19 protein-coding genes are annotated in these 19,137 nt (G+C 58.1%); 7 read left to right on the top strand and 12 right to left on the bottom strand.

Annotated features, from left to right (window positions below; translation table 11 throughout):
• Positions 1-51: 51 nt before the first annotated feature.
• Positions 52-1,380 (bottom strand): serine/threonine protein phosphatase, encoded by a 1,329-nt coding sequence (locus tag WBP06_RS00575; RefSeq protein ID WP_395330788.1) that lies wholly within the window; start codon positions 1,378-1,380, stop codon positions 52-54.
• A gap of 32 nt (positions 1,381-1,412) precedes the next feature.
• Complete coding sequence (locus WBP06_RS00570; protein ID WP_395330786.1) at positions 1,413-3,740, bottom strand: TonB-dependent receptor; 2,328 nt, start codon at positions 3,738-3,740, stop codon at positions 1,413-1,415.
• A 90-nt stretch (positions 3,741-3,830) separates the two neighbouring features.
• Here WBP06_RS00570 and WBP06_RS00565 point away from each other — a divergent pair, with 90 nt between their 5' ends.
• Entirely contained in the window at positions 3,831-4,427 is a 597-nt protein-coding gene (locus WBP06_RS00565) for a TetR/AcrR family transcriptional regulator (protein WP_395330784.1), read from the top strand.
• A 250-nt stretch (positions 4,428-4,677) separates the two neighbouring features.
• Here WBP06_RS00565 and WBP06_RS00560 read toward each other — a convergent pair whose 3' ends face one another.
• Both WBP06_RS00560 and WBP06_RS00555 read right to left on the bottom strand, forming a co-directional pair.
• Positions 4,678-4,851 carry a hypothetical protein gene (locus WBP06_RS00560; RefSeq protein WP_395330782.1) on the bottom strand — a complete coding sequence of 58 codons (174 nt, stop codon included), beginning with the start codon at positions 4,849-4,851 and terminating at the stop codon, positions 4,678-4,680.
• A gap of 62 nt (positions 4,852-4,913) precedes the next feature.
• Positions 4,914-5,681: a hypothetical protein gene (locus WBP06_RS00555; RefSeq protein WP_395330780.1), complete on the bottom strand. Its 768-nt coding sequence runs from the start codon at positions 5,679-5,681 to the stop codon at positions 4,914-4,916.
• A 201-nt stretch (positions 5,682-5,882) separates the two neighbouring features.
• On the opposite strand from WBP06_RS00555, the gene WBP06_RS00550 reads away from it, so the two are divergent.
• A complete protein-coding gene (locus WBP06_RS00550) occupies positions 5,883-6,272 on the top strand; it encodes a hypothetical protein (RefSeq protein ID WP_395330778.1) in 390 nt (129 codons plus the stop codon).
• A 245-nt stretch (positions 6,273-6,517) separates the two neighbouring features.
• Here WBP06_RS00550 and WBP06_RS00545 read toward each other — a convergent pair whose 3' ends face one another.
• The 3 genes from WBP06_RS00545 to WBP06_RS00535 all read right to left on the bottom strand — a co-directional run bounded on the left by WBP06_RS00545 (position 6,518) and on the right by WBP06_RS00535 (position 8,028).
• Positions 6,518-7,249: a hypothetical protein gene (locus WBP06_RS00545; RefSeq protein ID WP_395330776.1), complete on the bottom strand. Its 732-nt coding sequence runs from the start codon at positions 7,247-7,249 to the stop codon at positions 6,518-6,520.
• Positions 7,250-7,279: 30 nt separating this feature from the next.
• Positions 7,280-7,621: an Arm DNA-binding domain-containing protein gene (locus WBP06_RS00540; protein WP_395330774.1), complete on the bottom strand. Its 342-nt coding sequence runs from the start codon at positions 7,619-7,621 to the stop codon at positions 7,280-7,282.
• 122 nt (positions 7,622-7,743) lie between these two features.
• A complete protein-coding gene (locus WBP06_RS00535; protein WP_395330772.1) occupies positions 7,744-8,028 on the bottom strand; it encodes a hypothetical protein in 285 nt (94 codons plus the stop codon).
• On the opposite strand from WBP06_RS00535, the gene WBP06_RS00530 reads away from it, so the two are divergent.
• A complete protein-coding gene (locus WBP06_RS00530; protein ID WP_395330737.1) occupies positions 8,012-8,332 on the top strand; it encodes a hypothetical protein in 321 nt (106 codons plus the stop codon). The two genes, WBP06_RS00535 and WBP06_RS00530, sit on opposite strands and share 17 nt — an antisense overlap.
• 15 nt (positions 8,333-8,347) lie before the next feature.
• On the opposite strand, the gene WBP06_RS00525 is transcribed toward WBP06_RS00530, so the two are convergent.
• From WBP06_RS00525 to WBP06_RS00515, 3 genes are all read right to left on the bottom strand, one after another.
• On the bottom strand, positions 8,348-8,740 hold the full coding sequence (locus WBP06_RS00525) for a hypothetical protein (protein WP_395330739.1): 393 nt from the start codon (positions 8,738-8,740) through the stop codon (positions 8,348-8,350).
• A 59-nt stretch (positions 8,741-8,799) separates the two neighbouring features.
• Positions 8,800-9,081, bottom strand: a complete 282-nt coding sequence (locus WBP06_RS00520; RefSeq protein WP_395330741.1) for a hypothetical protein — start codon at positions 9,079-9,081, stop codon at positions 8,800-8,802.
• 177 nt (positions 9,082-9,258) lie between these two features.
• Complete coding sequence (locus WBP06_RS00515) at positions 9,259-9,873, bottom strand: recombinase family protein (RefSeq protein ID WP_395330743.1); 615 nt, start codon at positions 9,871-9,873, stop codon at positions 9,259-9,261.
• A 1,092-nt stretch (positions 9,874-10,965) separates the two neighbouring features.
• Between WBP06_RS00515 and WBP06_RS00510 the strand changes: the two genes are divergently transcribed.
• From WBP06_RS00510 to WBP06_RS00500, 3 genes are all read left to right on the top strand, one after another.
• Positions 10,966-11,283, top strand: a complete 318-nt coding sequence (locus WBP06_RS00510) for a hypothetical protein (protein ID WP_395330768.1) — start codon at positions 10,966-10,968, stop codon at positions 11,281-11,283.
• Positions 11,283-12,086, top strand: a complete 804-nt coding sequence (locus WBP06_RS00505) for a hypothetical protein (protein WP_395330766.1) — start codon at positions 11,283-11,285, stop codon at positions 12,084-12,086. Before WBP06_RS00510 ends, WBP06_RS00505 begins: the two co-directional genes overlap by 1 nt.
• Before the next feature lie 153 nt (positions 12,087-12,239).
• Positions 12,240-15,050 (top strand): hypothetical protein, encoded by a 2,811-nt coding sequence (locus WBP06_RS00500; protein ID WP_395330764.1) that lies wholly within the window; start codon positions 12,240-12,242, stop codon positions 15,048-15,050.
• 43 nt (positions 15,051-15,093) lie between these two features.
• Here WBP06_RS00500 and WBP06_RS00495 read toward each other — a convergent pair whose 3' ends face one another.
• A complete protein-coding gene (locus WBP06_RS00495; RefSeq protein WP_395330762.1) occupies positions 15,094-15,288 on the bottom strand; it encodes a hypothetical protein in 195 nt (64 codons plus the stop codon).
• Between the two features lie 264 nt (positions 15,289-15,552).
• Between WBP06_RS00495 and WBP06_RS00490 the strand changes: the two genes are divergently transcribed.
• Positions 15,553-15,948 carry a hypothetical protein gene (locus tag WBP06_RS00490; protein ID WP_395330760.1) on the top strand — a complete coding sequence of 132 codons (396 nt, stop codon included), beginning with the start codon at positions 15,553-15,555 and terminating at the stop codon, positions 15,946-15,948.
• Between the two features lie 62 nt (positions 15,949-16,010).
• Here the strand turns inward: WBP06_RS00490 and WBP06_RS00485 are convergent, their stop codons facing one another.
• Positions 16,011-19,133 carry a type I restriction endonuclease subunit R gene (locus WBP06_RS00485; protein WP_395330758.1) on the bottom strand — a complete coding sequence of 1,041 codons (3,123 nt, stop codon included), beginning with the start codon at positions 19,131-19,133 and terminating at the stop codon, positions 16,011-16,013.
• Between the last annotated feature and the right edge of the window lie 4 nt (positions 19,134-19,137).

Raw genomic sequence — 19,137 nt, 5'->3', positions numbered from 1 at the left:
CCCGAAAACGCCACGGGCGCACCCTTTTGAGCGCGCCCGCTTTAGCAATGCTTACTTCGCAGCGACCTTCGGCTTGCCGAAGCGCGCGCGGAAGTCGGTCAGGTCGATCGTGAAATCGTCCGCCTTCATGTATTCGGCGTCGGTCAGCTTGGGCTTCTCCTCGGCCTTGTACCACTTGACGTAGTCCGGCGCGTCGACGCTGTTGACCTTGTAATGCGTCGAATACGTGCGGACCTTCACCTGCGGCACCTTGGCGCCCATGTCGAAAGTCATCAGGCGCAGCCAGCCATCGCCGATGCCCATGCCGGGCTGCATCTTCGCCCCTGCGTCCTTGGCGGTCTGCGCGCGATCCTGATAGTCGGCCAGAACCTGATAGACCGGGTGGCCGGCCTTGTTGGCATCCATGCGGAACGCCTGCGCATGCTCGTGGCCGCAAAGCACCATGAAGATCTGGTCGTTCTGGCTGATGAACTTGTCCCAGATCATCTGCGGGCTGTTGTCTTCGGGATCGACCGCCGCGTTATCGATGATCGGGTTGGGCAGGCGGTTGCCGGCGGTGTCCAGGAAGTCGTGCATCGAAACGATGGTCGGCACGCCAGGATAGCGCTTGATGACTTCGGCCGCCCACTGGAGCGAGGAATTGGGCGCATCGAACTGCAGGCCGATGTGCAGGAAGCGGTAGCCACCGGCCGTGAAGATCTGCGCGCTGTCCGCACCGTCGTCATGGCTGGCGACGTACCAGGGCTGGCCCTTGAAGTACTTCGACTGGTCGGAGAACACCTTCTTCCAGTTCGTCAGCCCGCCCGAGTGCATGACGCCGATGCTGGACATGTCCTTGAACTGCGCGGCCGGCGGATGGTTGGAATCGGTCCACATCGCGTCATAGTCGTGATTGCCCGGCACGACCGAGAACGGCACCTTGCCGATCAGCTTGTCCCAACCCTCACCCACCTTGGGCATTTCCACGGTGTGGACCTTTTCGGTGGGCGCAAAGTGGCCGTCCATGATCGGGTTCGGCGCCCGCTTGAAGCCGCGCGCGGCGTGGGCGGGATCGATCTGCAGCGACTGGTGCTGCCAATTGTCCCCCAACCCGTCGACGAAGGCGATGTCGCCGCCCGCACTCTTCAGGGCGATGTCGCCGCCCGCACTCTTCAGGTTGGCCGCCACGAAGGCCATCTGGTCGAGGAACAGCTGGCTGGCATCGAACGCAAAGCCTTCGTCTTTCTGGTGGGTGTAATCGACGTAGTTCTGCGTGTCCGGGATCACCGCGATGGTGAAGCTCTGATCAGCAGCCTTGTCGGCGGCGAAGGCCGAAGGGGCAGCAAGCGCCACGCCGGTCAGGCAGGTGCAGGCGACAAGCAGGCGGGAAAGCGTTTTCATGATGCTGGCTCCGTTATGTCTGGAAAGAAGGGTCAGAACTGAAGGCGCAGCGTCGCGCCGTAAGTCGCCGGATCGCCGAAGAAGGCGACGTAAGTGCCCGGCAGGACCGAGCCGTAGTTGAAGTAGTTGGTGGCGTACTTCTTGTCGGTGACGTTGCGGCCCCAGACCGAGAAGTCCCAGCGATCGCCAATGCGCAGACCCGCACGCAAGTTCAGCAAGCCGTAGCCGCCAGTCTTGGTCAGTTCCGAATCGTCCAGCGAGCCATAGTAGGTGGAGCGGTAGGAATATTCGGCGCTGGCATAGCCGGTCACGTTGCCGCCCAGCTCATGCTCGTAGGATCCGTTGATCCCGGTGGTCCAGCGCGGCGCGCCGGCGATCGGGCGGCCCGAAAGGTCGCAAGTCGCCTGCCCGGTCTTCTCCACGGCGCAGGGGCCTTCGGTATATTCGCGGTACTTGGCATCGTTGTAGGCCACGAAACCGTGCAGCGAAAGGCCGCGGAGCGGGCGCAGGGTGGCTTCCGCCTCGGCGCCCTGGGTGCGCGCGCTGCCGGCGTTGGTCAGCAACTGGACGACCTGCCCGCCCACTTCCATCAGCACGTTCGCCTGATAGTTGCGGATGTCGGTGCGGAACACGTCCAGGTTCACCGTCAGCGCATGGTTCAGGAAATCGCCCTTGATGCCGGCTTCGTAGTTGGTGGCCGTTTCCGGATCGACCTTCAGCGCATCGGCGCCAAGGCCGGTCGGCGGCAGCGTGGTGTTCAGGCCGCCCGCCTTCTGCCCGCGCGAGACGAGGGCGTAGACCATGACTTCGGGACTGAAGCGGTAGTCGGTGCTGATCAGAAACGAAGGCGCGGTGTTGGATATGCGCGCGTGGATCGGCCCAGCCGCCTGCGATGCCAGTGCGGCGACCGGCAGCCCGGTATCGTTGCTGACCGGAACCGGGCGGGTCACGTCTTCCTGCTTGGTCTCGTACGTCACGCGCAGGCCGCCGGTGATGTTCCATTGCGGGGTGACGTGCCAGTTGACCTGCCCGAAACCGGCGATGCTGTTCGTCTCCGGCGCGGCCTTGGTATCCCAGCGAGTGCCGTTATAGGCCAGCAGCGTAGCCAACGCGGGCGAATAAGGCGCATAGGCCTTGATCGTCGCGGTGGGCATTCCGGCCAGCCAGGCCGCCGCCTGATCGCCGTAAGAAACGTACTGCGTGGTATCGACCTTCTGGTAGAAGTAGTAGAGCCCCGCCACCGCATCGAAATTGCCCATGCGCGGGAAGGCCAGGCGCACTTCCTGCGTGAACTGGTGATCCTTGATGTGATAGCCGCCGTACATGACATCGGCGCTGCTGCCCTCGGTGTCCGACGCGGAATCGTACTGCCAGTAGCGATAGGCGGACAGCGAGGTCAGCGTGAAGCCGCTGCCGAAATTCCAGTTCACCTCGGCCGAACCGGCGCCCTGGCGCGTACCTGTGCTGTAGGGCCCACCGGCGGCGGTGGTCATGCCATCGGGATCGACGGCCAGCGTCGCGCCGGTGGCCTTCAGCTTGGTCTGGATCGCGGCGGGGGTAAGGCCCCAACTGGGGATCACGGTAACCGCGCCGGAGCTTTGCTGCTCGCGCGCATATTCGCCGATCAGGCGGATGCTGAGGTCGCTGGAAGGCTTGTAGAGCAACTGCAGACGCGCACCACGGCGGCCAAGGTCGCTGACTTTCTTGCCATTTGTGATGTCGGTCACGATGCCGTCGCGCGTGGTGTCGTAACCGGTCAGGCGGAAGGCCAGCTTGTCACTGATCGGCCCGGTGACGGTGCCCTGATACTGCTGGTAGTTGAAACGGCCGTAAGTGACCGCCGCACGGCCGCCCCAGTCGAACTGCGGCAGCTCGGTGGTGATATTCACGGCGCCGGCAGTGGTGTTCTTGCCGAACAGCGTACCCTGCGGCCCGCGCAGCACTTCCATCTGCGCAATGTCGATCAGGTCGCTGGCCGCCATGCCCGGACGACCGAGGTAGACGCCGTCCACGAAGACGCCGGCGCTGTTCTCAAGCCCGTCGCTGCCCGGGTTGTTGCCGATGCCGCGGATCGAGATACTGGTCTGATGGCCATTGGTGACGACGACATTGGTGCTGGGGACCAGCTGGTTGATGTCCTCCAGGCGGATATGGTCGTTGCGGCGCAGATCATCGCCGCTGATCGCGGTGATCGCCAACGGCACATCACCGATTTTTTCCTTCACCTTGCGCGCCGTTACGACAATGTCTCCCGACGAGCCCTCATCCGAAGAAAGAGGCTGCGCCGAGGCCTCCTCCGCGTAAGCCTGCCCGACGCTGAGCGCCAGAACACTGGAAAACAAGGCAAGTTTCTTGATCACGACCCGAATCCCCATTCACGGTTTCGATTTACGAGACGGTCGTGTATCGTTATTCTGTGACAGATTTGTGAGATCGAGGGGACGATTGGCATGAACGAAGAAATCGAAGCTCCGCCGCGCGGCCGCGGCCGCCCACGCAACGAGGAAAAGGACGTGGCCATTGCCGAGGCGACATGGCGGATCCTCGCGGAAAAGGGCTACGAAGGGCTGACGTTCGAAGGCGTGGCGGAACTCGCCGGGTGCAGCCGCTCGACGCTGTACCGGCGCTTTGCCAACAAGGCCGAACTGGTCGAGGCGATCCTCGGCCAGACCTCGCGCCGGGTCGAGCCGAAGACGGACGGGTCGATGCCCCCGCGCGCGGTGCTGCTGGCCCATGCCCATGCGCTGTGCAGTTACATGGCCGGCCCGCGCGGCCCGGCCATGCTGAGACTGTCGGTAAGTGCCGAGTATCACGTCGATCTCGCAGCGGCGCTTGCTAGGCACGGCGCCAACGAGCAGGCCTTCTACCTGCGCGAACTGGACCGTGCCCGGCCGGGCACGGCGGAACAGGTGCGAAACTTTGCGTTCAACTCGCTGATCGGCGCGGTGATCTTTCAGGTTGCCGTGCTGCGGGCGTCGCTCACGGACCGGCAAATCGACCGCATCGTCGATGATGCCTTGGCGATACTGGAGATGGAACCGGGCTGACCGGTCGGGCCCACAGTAGCCCGTTCATGCCGGGTAAGTGCCACAATGCCATTCTGGGCTATCCGTTGGCGGGGACCGACAAGCGGTACGTCGAGCCAGCGGCGACCTGACTGTAGGCAATTGAGAGTTTGTAGTTGGAGACAATCGAGAGATCGACACTGGCCGCCCAGATGAGCGAACTCACATTGGTGGTGCAGTTGTACCGAGCGTTGTTTTGATCCTGCCAACGCCGACGAACAGACCTCCACTATCAAGTGGCGCCGGACTTCTTGGCGTTGACTGTCTGGCTCAGCGTGACGTTTTCAGCCATCGCCCCCATCGAAACCGGACCGCCTGCGTTAATAGCAGGATTTTTGGACGTAACCATAATCAAGGCATGGCAACCGAGAACGCCGATATTATTCAGAACGCCATTCTCAATCACAAAATACACTCGTCTCACAATCTACTCAAATCAGAAAGTAAAGGATGATTATTCTGTTGGCATCATCGACGGATAGCGGGAGGTTCTTCCTTAATCCGAAAGAGATCAACCGGAAAGAACGCTTTCAACTCCGCTCGCCTGCGTGAAAAAACCGGGAAATCATCAAGGATATCGGCAAATCCGGAGCTCACCCGAAGCAGATAACCGTCAAGGAAACGCTCAACCGGGAAACCTGCAGCCTGGATCTGCGGCCAGATCGCAGGATCCACCATATCATCACGAATGAAGTTAAGGCTGGCCAAGTTAGGAAACTCACGAGTGCGATAAGCCTTAGTCGTCACTGGCTTGCAGTAGCGATCTACCCGAGATCCAGCGGTATCGATATACGTCTCCTCGTCCGCAATAACATGCACAAACCCCCAAAACGGAGACGACAAAGAGCAAATTTTTTTAAATAAGGAAACCCACAATTCTGATTCAGCGTAATTAGCCCTGATACTTATTAGACCGTTTCCAACTTCTCCGTAGTCATTTTTTTTGGGAAAATTCACAGACCCAAACTTCACGGGATCCTCATTACCCTGCCAGTGAAAGCTGGATCGGATTTTCCGTGTTTTCCCAGGATCCGCGTCGTCAGGGATTTCGCTCTCCCTAAGCCATTCACGTTCGATCGACTTTACGCCATCGTACTGATATTTCATCGGATCGATGCTCAATGTCTTTGGAGCGAAGCGACAATCTTTATCAATTATTTTTCGAAAGAAATTCTCACCAAATTCCAGAGGACTGATGTCAACCAAGGTGGCGACAGAAAGTCGGATATCATTCATTTTCAACATCACCTTAGCGAGAATTTATTCCCAACAGGGTCGAACAGGTCTTGGGACACTCTAGTTTCTGGAGCTACGACAAGCGTATAATTTTGTCCTGCTTCATCCGCATGATCCATCTGCGCCAGAATTTGCGGAGAAGCAGTCAATTCTGTTGCGTTGTAAAACTTGATCCCCACGATAAAACCTGAGGAAACGAATTTGTCTTTTGATTCAGACCTTCACATCGCTATAATAGGTTTAGAAATTCCTCACTTCGAAAAATTGAAGAACAATATCATTAAACAATTGGACGAAGATGGCATTAGCCATGACGTCTTTCAGGATATCGTCACCTCATTCACCGATGGTCGCGGTCAATTCCGGCTGCACTCAGCTTATCTGATGGATTTTCTTGATAAAATAGCACCACTGTTTCCTGAAGTTAATTTCGATGCTCGGGGGCTTGGCGAGGAATTTCGTGATACCTGGGTTGCTGAATATCGAGAAGGTCGAAGAGAATATACGCAAGGTCCCTGGGACTATGACGCCGTTACTCAAACCCCTCCCAGTTTCTGGTCGCGAGTACTCGGACACCGAAAAAAGAGCTAAGCCGTGGGGCAGTCCCGGCGCGGTACATGCCCAGAGGTGCCCAACCGCCACGGCTGCCGACAACCTCAGCGCAGCCGTTTAGGGCGGGATTACCATCGCAGCGGTCGAGGAGGCCCGTTACAAAGATCAACGGCAGGGCGAGTTGCTTTGACGTCGAGAATGGTCGGCATTCCGCACGCGCTGACCAACAACAATTCGACATCCTCTGGCCGTGAAGATACCGATAGCTTTCAGTCCGAGATCGGTTAATTCGGCTGGCTTTGTCGAGCGTAAACCGCGCCTAGCCGTGCAGCCTCAACCTTGTCGGTCTTTCCAATATGCGCGACAATCGCCCGTTGGACTGTACGTGTGATTGCCAGCCTTCGGTCCGGTGTAATCTCGTTCGCAAGCTTTGCATCAATCAGAACTTTGTCCTTCATGAGAGTTTGGATTTTGCGGCCGAGCGGCGAATGGAAAAATCGCGCCAACTCTCGTTGGTCCTTCTCTGGAATCGAGCGCAGATCCATACCTAGGGCCGTTGGATTCTCATTGTATCGCCGAGGACGATTGACCACCGCCTGCATCGCAGGGGTCCTGAGGAACGTGAGGAATATGCGAGCCTCTTTCGGCGCCAAGTGATCCGCATAATAGGAGGCGATCATCTCATGCATCCGTGGCGCAAGACTGGTGGTGAAATACCGCTCCTCTTGCGCATGAAGCATTTCAATAACGAATTCCTCCATGCCAGGGTATCTAACCGCCAAGTCATGCAGACCAGAATTAATTTGGAAAAGGCTCGTGATAGCTGCGGCGCCATCGCTAAGGCCATTTTGTACGATAACGGCCGTAGGCTCTGCGACTTCAGCAATCTCAGTACAGATCGCCCTATGAGCTTCGGCTTCCAAGGATCTTTCAGCGCCTCTCGCTGGAGTGCTGAGCGAGCTGGACCAAGCAAAGGTCATAACCAAGCTGACGAGGAGGTGGGAAATCGTCTTCATTAAGACCTTCATAGAGGACACCATGGTCTCTTATAAATCTGAGCTCAGGATATTGATCTGCCCCCCCCTGAAGGCCTCCCTCTCCTCCACGCGCGCCCGGGCCGCATCGACCTTCTTTTGGTGCAATGGGTCGACACCGCTAGCAAGGAACCGTTTAGCCTCCTCCCGCCGAACTCGCGCGTCGGCGAGACTGATCTCCGGCCATGGACCAAAGGCCAGCGTACGCTGCTTGCCCAAATAGGTGTAGTTGAGACGCCAGAGCTTCGAGCCGTTTGGCCGGACCAGCAGATAGAGCCCGCCGCAATCGGACAGCTTGTAATCCTTGTCGCGAGATTTTGCGCTGGCGACTGCCGTGGCGAAGAGTGTGGCCACGGGGGAACCGTCCTTTCTGCAGGACGGATTTCGATACCTTGCGGGATACCAAGTTTGTTCCCGATTGGCGCCAGATCCGCCCGATTGTGAGCGGACGATTATAGCGGAAAAAGTGAGGTTTTTCAGCCTCTCCGCGGACGTCGGTAGACGTCCGCGGATGAGAGCTTGGTGCCCAGAAGAGGATTGCGCCGGGGCGCCCGTTTGGTCTCTGATGCGGGCTCCGAGATTTCTCGTGTGATTTCAATTTCTGGGGTTGTTGAAGTTTCGAGTCCCAGAAGAGGCACCGTGCCTTGACCGTTCGATCGGCCCGAAGTGTTGAGCCCTGTTAGGTTCGGCTGAAGCTGGTCGATCGAGGCATCATTCTCGTCGAGAATGCCGGTGGCGTCGCGGGTGTCGGCGGTGTTCATCCGGGCTGTCGTCCTTGTCCTGTGCGGGCATAAATATTCGATGCAGGCATTTTCATTCTCGTCATCGCTGGGCCTTCAGGCCGGTGTCGGCTTCAACGATCCAGATTTTCACCTCGCCGAGTTCCAGGTTGGCGTCGCGGAATGCGTTGAGTGGCTCGGCGATGAACTGGTGTTGCGATGTCACGAGCGAGGCATACGTTGTCGGCGGTTTCATCGTAGCGACCGAAGTCGGGTCTGGATCGGTTTTTCCGATGCCGCGACTGCGGATCGCTTCCGCCAGGCTGCTCGGCGTTTCGGCTTCTGACCGGCGCCTCAGGCGCTATTGCTTCCTTGATCCTCGGCCATTCTTGCGCTGGCTTTTGGCCCGGTCTTTCTCGCTGACGAGATTTTCCTCGGGCGCGGCTTTGGCCAGATAGCTGGGGGGCTGGTAGGGCTTCATCCCGTGGCTAACGCTCCGGACAAGCATCGCCTCGACCGTTGCCGAAGATGCGTCTGGATGGCCATTCTGAAGCTGAGCGCGCTTGCTGCGTTTGACGTTGGCGAGCGATCCGGCACGGGCTTCGCGCTCATTGTCCTTCCGCATCCCGTAGATGGCTTTTTCAATAAATCGCTTTACGGAGCCATGCTTGAGCCATGGCTCGTTTCCGTGTCCTTTCATGCCTTTGAGTATAGCGGAATCCCTGGAATCGGTCACTATCTTTCGGGCGGTCATGCCGGGGCCGACGCCTTGATCGTCGCCGTTGCTCGATATGCCGAACCGATAATCCCGCGTCAGTGCGTGGTAGGGAACTCGATGATGTTGTCGCCATCGGCATCGTCGAGGAAGGTCTGCATGCCTTCCTGCACGACCGTCAGTTGGAAGGCCCGGTAGGCATCTTCGTCGGTCTTGAAGGTCTCCTGCCAGGCTATCGAGGTGCCCCGGTCATTGATGACCTCAAGGGTCCATTCCACGTCTTCTTCCAGGCGGTAGATGCTGACATCCACGGTGATGCCGTCGATCGTGATCATGCGGGACAAGCCGGAGTGGATGATCTCAGGGTCGGGTTCGATCACGTGGTCCTCCTCGGGCGTCAGGTCTTGGGAGCAGTCTGCCATGGATGACGGGCGAGTAAAGACCGGCGGCCCGAGAAGGGCCGCCGATTAGTTAATGGAAGGCATGCCGATTCGCGGCTGCCCCTCGGGTCGCGGGGCGATTATTAGCTAATTTTGCACTGGGGCGACATTAACTTTTCACGTTACCCGGTCGGGTGAACGATCAGCCCTTTCTTGAACATCGCTGTTGGAATTATCTTTCTGCGCCTTGATCGATGCCAGTGCGCGATAGACCGAGGCGCGGCTGATTTTCATGATAGCCGCGATTTCGTCTGGCGTGTTCTTGGCCGACAGTTCGCGCACCCGATCGAGGTTGATGGCGGATTTCCGCTTTCGGTAGGTCCCGCGTTCCTTGGCCGCTGCAATGCCTTCCTTCTGGCGTTCTGCCCGGAGGGCAACTTCGAACTCAGCTACACTGGCCAGAATCGAGATGGTCAGGCGGCCGGTGCTGCTGGTGGTATCAATCGCCTGGTCCAAGCACTTGAAGCCCACGCCCTTCGCGTCGAGTTCGGCAAGGAGATTATGGAGATCACGCGCCGATCGGGCGAAGCGATCCAGCTTGGTCACCAAGATCGTGTCGCCGCTCCTGGCGAAGTTCATGCATCGTTGAAGTTCGGGGCGATCATCTGCCGTCCTGCCGGATACCTTCTCCAGGTAAAGGTTCGCTTCATCGATCCCGGCAGCCATCAGTGCTGTTCGCTGGATGTCGAGGCATTGGTCCGAAGAAGAAACCCTTCCGTATCCGATCAGCATGAAGTTCCTTTGTCTCGTTTGATCTACATCTGTGAGACTATCTCATCTGGGTCGGAATCGCAATGATCTGAGACTGCGTCGGCATCCTGGCGCGGATCGCACCCAAGTATACCCCGTGGACAAGGCAAACGATCAGGATTGGGGGCCCGACATTGGATCGCGCACCCGTCGGAACGACGGTTGCGGGCGAGATGCTCGTCTACCTCACTAGCGTTCGGTCGATCGAGCACCTCGCAGTCTGGATACGCACTGGGTGTAGATGTGGAACGGGAAAGCATTGCCCCCGGAGGGGGGCATAAGCGGGGTTCCTCATATAGATATATGTCTTCCCGCTTATCACCCCCGTCTTCGACGGGATCATGATCCCGCTCCCACCCCTCCCACGTCAGAGCAGAGTGCGTATCTCGCAATTTTAAAAAACGGGCCGAGATTGATCGGGTGTCAGTCCGGCAGATCGACGGGCGGCATCGTGATCGGAAGGAAGGTCGAAAGCTGAACTCAGAGCGCGAACATCATGTCCGCCGAGATCATTGCGATGCTGAATCATATTTCATTTTTCATGCGGCCGCTCACCCGCGAAAAATTCAGCCCAGCTTAAACTACATATTGACAGCCCTTCGACGCAGCCCCGGATTTCCCGAGCGATTTTCCAATTTTTTCAAATCGTTCGACAAGAACGGCAGGAAAGCGCCGTTCTGCTTTCGACCAAATTTTAAATTTGCGCTTGTTTCTGGAATCGAAAGAGGTATATAAGGTGTGGGGATAATTTTATTATTGATAGATGCGGGCTTCTGGCCTATTGGTTGTTTGTGCCATCGATTGCTGGCACCTGTTGTCGCGATATGCGCCAGCGGAAAGTTTCAACCTAGGATTGCCTGACGCTCACCCGTCGGGGTGGAGAATGCGTCATGTCAGTCGATACCGGCTAACCCCAACCTCACCGCACAATCTCAGATCATTCGCCTGGGTTCCAGGCCATGGGAGACGTGCGTCCTCATAACATCATAGTCATGCTTGGTTTCAAGCGATGGCGAAGCTTTACCAATTTTCTGCGCGGTGCCTGCCTCGTGGAACAAGGATCATATTGTCATAATGAAGAAGATCATCAACAACCTTACTTATAATACCGAAACCGCAGAATTTATCTGCGACGCGGGGAATGACCTGCCCTACAGCGACTTCAAACATGAAGACAGCAGGCTCTATCGTACCAAGAATGGCCGCTATTTTCTTTGCGGATGCGGCGGCGCCCTGAGCCGCTTTGCCGTTGTTTTGGATAGCGGCGGTCAGTGCGGTCGAGATACCGACACCATTGTTGCCCTGGACGAAGACGAGGCGCGGCAGCTTGTCGAACTTCACGGCGATTCCGATGACTATGTCCGCTGTTTCGGCGAGCCGGAGGAAGCGTAATGGGGACCTTCGCATACGGAGAAACTGCCGCTTTCGCCTTGGCTCGCGCAAAGGATGAGCGCTTCGACAACGCCTACATCCGAGGCTATGCATCCTGGCGCTTGAACGACCTTCAAGGCAAGGCAAAGGATTGGGTGGGCAGTTATGCTCGGACCCGCAACAACGCGAAGGCCATCATTGAGGCCGCAGCAAATCGATATGGATGCGTCTCTTCGATCGTCGGCTGCCACATGTATATCTATCGCCTTAGCGCCTTGGAACGAGCACGTCAGGTGGCGGCCTCTCGGGTTGTAGAACCTTCCGACGATTGGAATTGCTACATTCGCAACCCGAGCGCGGCGCTGCTCGAACGCGTCAAACACATGTCTCCCAAAAACGCCGCCTTCGTGATGGGTTTGGGCGAGACAATTGCCGCGATCGCCTTCCGCCAGCCCCCCAAAGATAAGGCTCTCAAGAAGTTGATTTCGGCGACTGCAGGGCCCCGCAATCGGTACGCGCCCACTCACATTCTTGATTGCGTTGAATCCGTCATTCCTGTCGGCAGGCGGCATTGGGACCGAATTGGTGCTGAAAACGAGGCGGAGCAGCGGGATATGACGGCTGCCAGAAGCAGACTTGCGGGACGCTATCCGTTTCGCGCTACGGTAAAACTTGATGATCTTCGGCAGGTTGAATCCGTCGTTTCGAAAATGCCGCGTTCGCATGGCTGGAGCGGCCGCGATCTCTTCCTGAGCGAGAGGGCGGCAGCAATTCTGGCAAAAACGATCCGCGTAGTTCGCCACAAGGAATGCGCGGCCGCGTAGCTGTCTTCAAGGGCGCGGTCCCCCGCGCCCATTAATCCACTCTCCCACCGTCAATCCCCCGCAAGGTGCCTTTGGCCAACTTTGGTCCAGAGAGCGCCGCCCCATGCCTGCATGATGGGCACGAACCACAGCCTCCAACACCGGTACATAGCATTGTCCGCCGACTATCTCCCCCTCTGGAACCAATACATTCGCCCCCTCGGCGAAAACTATTTCAGGCTCTTCGCCAACAGTTCACGCGCGTCAAAGCTCCTCAGCGACGTTATCATCCCCTCAGCGTGTTGGGACGGCTCCTATCGATCGATATCGAAAAAGGCTAAGGCGTCGCGCACCCACGTACATGCCGTTCGGCTGCGTCGCGAGCTTCAAGAAGCTTGGTATCCGTACGCGTTTTTCACCAATTCGCTGGAACTGGATAGAGGGCGCGACCTCGCGCCGAAGGATCGTACGATCCTCGGAAAACACGTAGTCTTCACGTACGAGTACGACCGCGACGAGTTGCCGTTTTTCCAGGAGCAGCTTGAATGGCTTCTCCCGAAGAAGGCCTGGGAAAAATCTAAGATCGGCAAGCTCTTCTATCTCTGCTCTGAGCAATGGGCGGATTTTGTCGGGATCACGGTCGCCTGGAGCGGAGGCAAAAGCCTGCACATCCATATCACCTTTGAATGCAAGACCTATCAAAGCCTTCATCCCGTAGTCGGATCGGCCCATGCGGGGTTGATGGCCCACTGGGAGATGCTCGCCAAGGAAGTGCAGGCAATCCTGAAGCCGTCCGCCAATTCCGACGGGGTGCCGATTAAGCCTGATCCCAGCCTGAAAGTGCCGGGGGCCTTTCGTCGCTTGCCCGGTGGAACCCGTCTGTTGGAAAAAGACAATCTGCTGGGCATGCCCACTGGCATGGAAGTGCCTCAGGTCGTGCTGTGGGAGCGCTTCCGGGACCGTGCGCATCCCAAAGCATCCATGCTCTTTTTCCAGCCGACGAAATTCGCGAAGGCAAGCAGGATTGCGCGCCCGCAGGGCGTGGCGGCCAATTCCATATCGTTCGGCAATGTCCTCCAACGAGCGGAGATCGACTACTGTGAAGACCGTCTTCGCGAAATCTATACCGGCTATCCGCAACTGGACCGACTGCAATTCGACGACACGCGTCGGTTGTGGATCGCCCATTTTCGCAATTCTGCTGCCGATCGTAATCCGTCAAGCGTGATGCTGGAAACGCACTGCACGGTCCAGATCAACGGAAATCCGTCTGCGGGAACCGCCCGCAAGTTGGAGCATCCCCTCGGCGAAATGATCAAGCTCTGGCTGGCCCGCTTTCGGAAAGAACGAAGGCCGGAGGCTCAGTCCGTGGCGGCCAATGACGATGACCTTCATGCACGACACCCCGGTTCGCAGATGATTTCTGCGATCAATGGGGCCGCCGATGCCGATGCGGTGCGCACGGCGCTGGAGAAAGGTCTCCCTTCTTTGATCCGTCTGGAACAGATGACGCTGCTTCGCGGGCCGGAAGGCTCTGCGAAGACCAGTTCGATCATGAGGCGTCACCCCCAGATCATGCAGGAGATAGATCGTCCGGGTCTCGCACTGTACGCCTTCGGCGATTACGCTAATGCCGAAGAGAAATGCGATGCATTCAATTCGCTGTCACACCCCGGCGTGCATGGCGTTGTCTGGAAAAGCTTTTCCCGGACCTACGCCGAAATCTGCAAGGAGCTTGGGCTGGGTGAGATCAGCTATGATGATGCCATCAAGGCTGGAAATCAGTCTCGCTGGTCGATGGTCGAACGTAAACAGCCGAAGGTCTTACATGCCCTCAAGCAGCGGCACGCGAACATGTGGGCAGCAATCGGCGACCGCGAACCCGTCCTTTTTACGGTTCATGATGTGGCCTATGGGTGGCGAGATTACGGGCGGACACGGCGCTTGTGGACGCGCTCGTTTTGGGAGGAGGCCGCCGACGACGGACAGCAGATATCCGAAACAGACTTGGCTATGCTAGTCCATGACGAGATCAAAATCAGCACATTTGTCGATGCGATACCGGCTGAAGCCTATGACTGGCTGCAAGCGCTGAAGGCGCGAAACCCCGCCATTTGGGACGGCGCTCACTATGCTGTCCAGCGCGAAACCATTGCCGAACATAATGCCGCTGCGCCGAAACCGGCGGCGATCGAGGCTGATGATCACGAAATCCGCCGCCTCCTCGGTCCGGGAGATTGGGCGCGCGTCACGACCAAAGACACGGAGGAGTATGTAACGCGCACATGTGATGATCCTGCAAAGGACGTGTATGCGCGGAGTCATGGTCGCGGATGGTATGTGCGAAATCGGAATTGGTGGTCGCACGTAGGGAATCCCATTGCTGAGCGGATCGTCTTTCTCACCACTGAACTGGTGCCTGCTACGGTCGCCAAGCGCGCCATGCCCCGGCTCTACGAGGTGGATTTCGAAACGCCGTCCATCACCCGCGACAAGGTCGAGGTGAGACCGAACCGCAAGGTTGTTGCCGAAAAAATCGGCTCGGTTGCTCAGGCGGAGTGGGAGGGCTTGGGGAAATGCGCGTCCGCCGAATGGACCGTAATCTCTAACCGGAAAGGCACATTTGATCCCGTGTGGAAGGTCGAAGTGATGTCGCACGCTGCAGCCCGAGGATCAAACGCACTGCTGAGTAAGAATATTATCCAAACTTGCACGTTCATGTCGCCTGCCCAGTACGAGCAGGTGCAGGCCATTAACGCTTGGACGGGCCGGGACGATCTGGTGGTGGCATCGCACGTGGATGAAATAAACCAAACTTGCGGGAGAAACCTCGGATTCCGCCGAACCGGCGCAGAGCGGCACATCCTACTGATAAATCGAAGGTTGTACGCCACGCTCGAAGCTCGTGGGGCGTTTGCGGGGATGCGTTACGATTTCGAATTGCACCTCGACACGGAGGAAAGGCGGGAAGCGCGCCGTTCGTGATTGTTCGGGCGCCACGATCGTGGCGCCCGAGCTTCTCGCCGCGTCAATCGAGGTCTTTTAGCGCGTTCTCAATAGACTTCTCTGCACGGCGCGCCTGCGCGTCTGCACGCCCCCTCATGCGGGCAGCCGTTGCATTGTCGCCGCGATCGGCCGCGCGATTGGCGCGCTCATCGAATTTTCCGGCGCGCTCGATCGCGCTATCGATGAAGCCCAGGCGTTGCTTGAACAGGTCTTTCATGTCGCACTCCGTTGTAGGTCATTCTCCAATATGACCTTGTGGCAGTGTTTCGCACGAGATTGAAAAATAATGTTAAAGCACAGGACGAAACCCGCGTCTCTCCGATAAGCCGCATAAATATCGGTGAACCCAGTCACCGAGAGACATCCGCATGCGTTTTATTGAATTTTCTGACCCCGCTTCTTGGCAGGCGTTCCAGCGCTTGACAGCACCATCGGCACTCGCTGCGCAACCGGCGCGAGAAACGTTGGCCGAAAATCGGGCGTGCTGACCCGCGCTTTCATTGTCCCAGCGGAGCGACTTGGGGCTGTCATTGCATGGATGGAGGAACGATGCTCCACCGACCAGGCCTCGACCATCGATGTGCAGAGCCGCGTTGTCGCGATCGAATGCGTCTCGGCCATGGCGGCCGATCAGATCGCGGCCAGAATGGCGGATCGGCCTGGCTGGCGCTGGGATCAGGACCTTTGGCTTTTCCTCGAGGCTCTGGAGCCATGCCAGGACATCGAAGCCGAATGTCAATTGGCGCATGAGATCGTCGCTGACTGCGGCCTTTCGGACGAATGTGAGGTCGCAGAGTGCCGAGTCTTGGAGGTTGGATTTCCGTCCGAAGCGGGAGAAGCCGCATTCCAAACTACCGCGCTTAACAATTTTCTGTGAAACCTGCGCGCTATGGGCAACACGTCGATTGGTGATCCCCCACCTACGGGCTAGCTTCTACATCATATCCGGACGTTGGCGATCTCAGCACGAGAACGAAGTGCTTCATAAAGCTGGCCTGGGCCGAGCAGCACCTCTTTGAGGCCATCCCGAACCGTTTGCGAACCGAGAGCCTGTTTGCTCAGCGATGCATGAGCTTCGAATGCGTCGATGATCGCGTTCATTAATTCGTCCCGCAATGTCGGTGAATTGTCGAACTGCGCCTTAGTGTTGTTGGTCGCTTGCGTTACCAGCAAGTCCGATTCAAGCATTTTGTCTCGTAAGACGTTGACGTAGCTCAGTTGATCGCCATCGGTGGTGTCTGCGCCGAACAGATCGTTGACCCGTTCGATGATCTCGGCGAGCCGCGCCTTCTCCTTCTCTTGGACGGAGCCGGAACCAACCCCGGTCATCGGCTGAAGCTTCGTTTCGTCACGGCCCGCGACATCGAGGCGGCGCGGCCCCTCGTTTTTCAGGTTGTGGTGTGTGAGGACCACTTTGGACAGGTCCACGCCCTCACGCTCACGACCGAACTCCAACAACGGCGTTAGCCGTTTGTAGAACAGAAACCGCTTCTCGATCGCAGTGCTGGCGTAATCGAAAATCTGCGAGAGGAAGCTGTAGGCCCGCTGAAATGCCGCCATATCATTCTTGAACAATACCAGCGCATTGATCTCGTCCTGCGCATCCGCGAGGCCATTGGCGTCATTACGCTCACGCGCACCGAGAAGCGCATCCTGTGCGGCCTTGTAACGCTTGAGCAAGCGGTCGGCGACCGGTTCGATGGCGGCAATCAGATCGCCCTGCTTGGCGCGGGGGTTCATCTCAACGATAGCGACGCGCTCTACTTCAAACTCATCATAGTGGCCGCTGGCGTCCAGTTTCGCCTTGAGATCGAGCACCAGGTTCGGATCGGTAGCGGCCTCAAGCTCAGCGGTATCGTAGTAGGTGCGGAACGCAGTAAGGATTTCCTCGGACGAGTTCACGAAGTCGAGGACATAGGTGGTGTCTTTGCCGGGATGCGCGCGATTGAGGCGTGAGAGTGTCTGCACCGCTTGAATGCCCGCAAGCCGCCGATCAACATACATGCCGCAAAGGAGCGGCTGATCGAACCCGGTCTGGAACTTGTTCGCAACGAGAAGGAGGTGGAAATCCTCGCCCGTGAAAGCGTCGCGGATATCCCGGCCCTTGAGGCCGGGATTGAGAGCGGCTGTACTCTCCGTGACGGGCTCATCCGCTGAGTCTGGGTCATTCACCTCGCCAGAAAAGGCGACCAAGGTTCCAAGGTCGTAGCGCTGCGAACGAATGTATCCGTCAATTGCCATTTTCCAGCGAACGGCCTCGACGCGGCTCCCCAGCACGACCATTGCCTTGGCCTTGCCATCGAGTAGGGGCTGAACATTTTCCCGGAAGTGTTCGACGACGATCTGAACCTTTTGCGCGATATTGTAGGGATGCAGGCGCACCCAGCGCATGATCCCCTTCAGCGCGGTGCTGCGCTCGACCTCTTTGTCGTCCCATTCTTGACCGTCATTGGCGAGGCGGAAGGCCAGCCGATATGGGGTGTAGTTCTTGAGGACATCGAGAATGAAGCCTTCCTCGATCGCTTGCCTCATTGAATAGACATGGAAAGCGCTAGGAAGGTTACCCGGGCCAGACGGCTGATCCGGCTGAGGCTTGCGCCCAAACAATTCGAGTGTCTTGCCTTTGGGGGTCGCAGTGAACGCCACATAGGTGACGCCGCTGTCGCCTGCACGAGCCGTCATCTGCGCAGTAAGGATGTCCTCGGCGCTGGCCTCACCGCCGTCCTGAAGGTCGGCAATTTCCTCAGGGGATAGTAGCTGCTTCAGCTTCTTTGCGGCTTCGCCAGTTTGTGAGCTATGGGCTTCGTCAGCGATGACCGCGAACCTCTTACCCTCAGTGGCGGCAAGGTCACGGACGGCTTCGAGCGCAAACGGAAATGTCTGGATCGTGCAGACGATGATCTTCTTGCCCTGCGCCAAAGCATCAGCAAGCTGGCTGCTCTTCGCCCCGCCCTCACTGCGTATCGTGGCGACGACGCCTGTGGTGCGTTCGAACCCGAACAGAGCGTCCTGAAGCTGGGCATCAATGACATTGCGATCCGACACGACGATCACGGTCGAGAACAGCTTCTCGTCGGCTTCGGTATGAAGATCGGCAAGGAAGTGCGCGGCCCATGCGATCGAGTTGGTCTTGCCGCTCCCCGCCGAGTGCTGAATCAAATATTTGCCGCCCGCCCCCTCGGTGCGCACGGCAGCGCGCAACCTCCGGGTGGCATCAAGCTGGTGATACCGGGGAAAGATGACGCCGCTGATGGCCCGCTTCGTGTCCCGCTGTGCCACCAGATACCGCCCGATGATTTCGAGCCAGCTTTCCCTCTCCCAGATTTCTTCCCAAAGGTATGCGGTGCGATGCCCGTGTTCATTGATCGGATTTCCCGCGCCGCCCGCATCACCCTTGTTGAACGGGAGGAAGCGCGTAGCTGGCCCCGCCAGTTTCGTCGCCATATGCACTTCGCTGTTGCTCACTGCGAAATGAACCAGAGCGCCAGTGGGAAAACTGAGCAGCGGCTCCGGGTTCTGCCCCTTGGGCCGGGGCAGACGGTCGAAGCGATACTGGTCGATGGCGTCAGCGATCGATTGGGTGAAGTCTGTCTTCAGTTCCACCGTCGCGACGGGGATGCCGTTGAGGAAAAGGGCCAGGTCGAGGCAATTCTCATTCGCCGTCGAGTATCGAAGCTGGCGCACCACGCGCAGGCGGTTCGCCTGATAGGCGGCGTTGATCTCGGGGTTCATGCCCATGGCGGGCTTGAACTGAGCCAGCGAGATCGTTCCCCGAATGCCCGCGATCTCGACACCGTGGCGGATAACATCAAGCGTGCCACGATCGTCGATCTGCTTGCGCACGCGATCGAGCAGCGCCCTTTCAGCGGCTGCGCCGTTGCTGCGGGTCAGCGACTCCCAGACCTTGGGCTGAGTTTCCTGCACCCATGCGATGAGGTCCGCTGGGAACAGGGCGCGCTTGCGATCATAGAGGGCTGCACTGCCGGTGTCGTAGAGCCATCCGTTGGCGCTGAGGTGCCCGCAAATTTCGTCCTCGAAGCGGATTTCCTTATGGATGCTCAAAACC

This window comes from Novosphingobium mississippiense, from assembly GCF_044029535.1.
GTDB lineage: Bacteria > Pseudomonadota > Alphaproteobacteria > Sphingomonadales > Sphingomonadaceae > Novosphingobium.
Note: the sequence above shows the minus strand (reverse complement) of the source record. Positions and strands in the feature narration are given on the sequence as shown.

Excerpts from the sequence above, each read along its gene's own strand:
- WBP06_RS00575 (WP_395330788.1), bottom strand. The coding sequence starts at position 1,380 with ATGAAAACGCTTTCCCGCCTGCTTGTCGCCTGCACCTGCCTGACCGGC.
- WBP06_RS00565 (WP_395330784.1), top strand. The coding sequence starts at position 3,831 with ATGAACGAAGAAATCGAAGCTCCGCCGCGCGGCCGCGGCCGCCCACGC.
- WBP06_RS00555 (WP_395330780.1), bottom strand. The coding sequence starts at position 5,681 with ATGAATGATATCCGACTTTCTGTCGCCACCTTGGTTGACATCAGTCCT.
- WBP06_RS00545 (WP_395330776.1), bottom strand. The coding sequence starts at position 7,249 with ATGAAGACGATTTCCCACCTCCTCGTCAGCTTGGTTATGACCTTTGCT.
- WBP06_RS00535 (WP_395330772.1), bottom strand. The coding sequence starts at position 8,028 with ATGAACACCGCCGACACCCGCGACGCCACCGGCATTCTCGACGAGAAT.
- WBP06_RS00525 (WP_395330739.1), bottom strand. The coding sequence starts at position 8,740 with ATGACCGCCCGAAAGATAGTGACCGATTCCAGGGATTCCGCTATACTC.
- WBP06_RS00515 (WP_395330743.1), bottom strand. The coding sequence starts at position 9,873 with ATGCTGATCGGATACGGAAGGGTTTCTTCTTCGGACCAATGCCTCGAC.
- WBP06_RS00510 (WP_395330768.1), top strand. The coding sequence starts at position 10,966 with ATGAAGAAGATCATCAACAACCTTACTTATAATACCGAAACCGCAGAA.
- WBP06_RS00505 (WP_395330766.1), top strand. The coding sequence starts at position 11,283 with ATGGGGACCTTCGCATACGGAGAAACTGCCGCTTTCGCCTTGGCTCGC.
- WBP06_RS00495 (WP_395330762.1), bottom strand. The coding sequence starts at position 15,288 with ATGAAAGACCTGTTCAAGCAACGCCTGGGCTTCATCGATAGCGCGATC.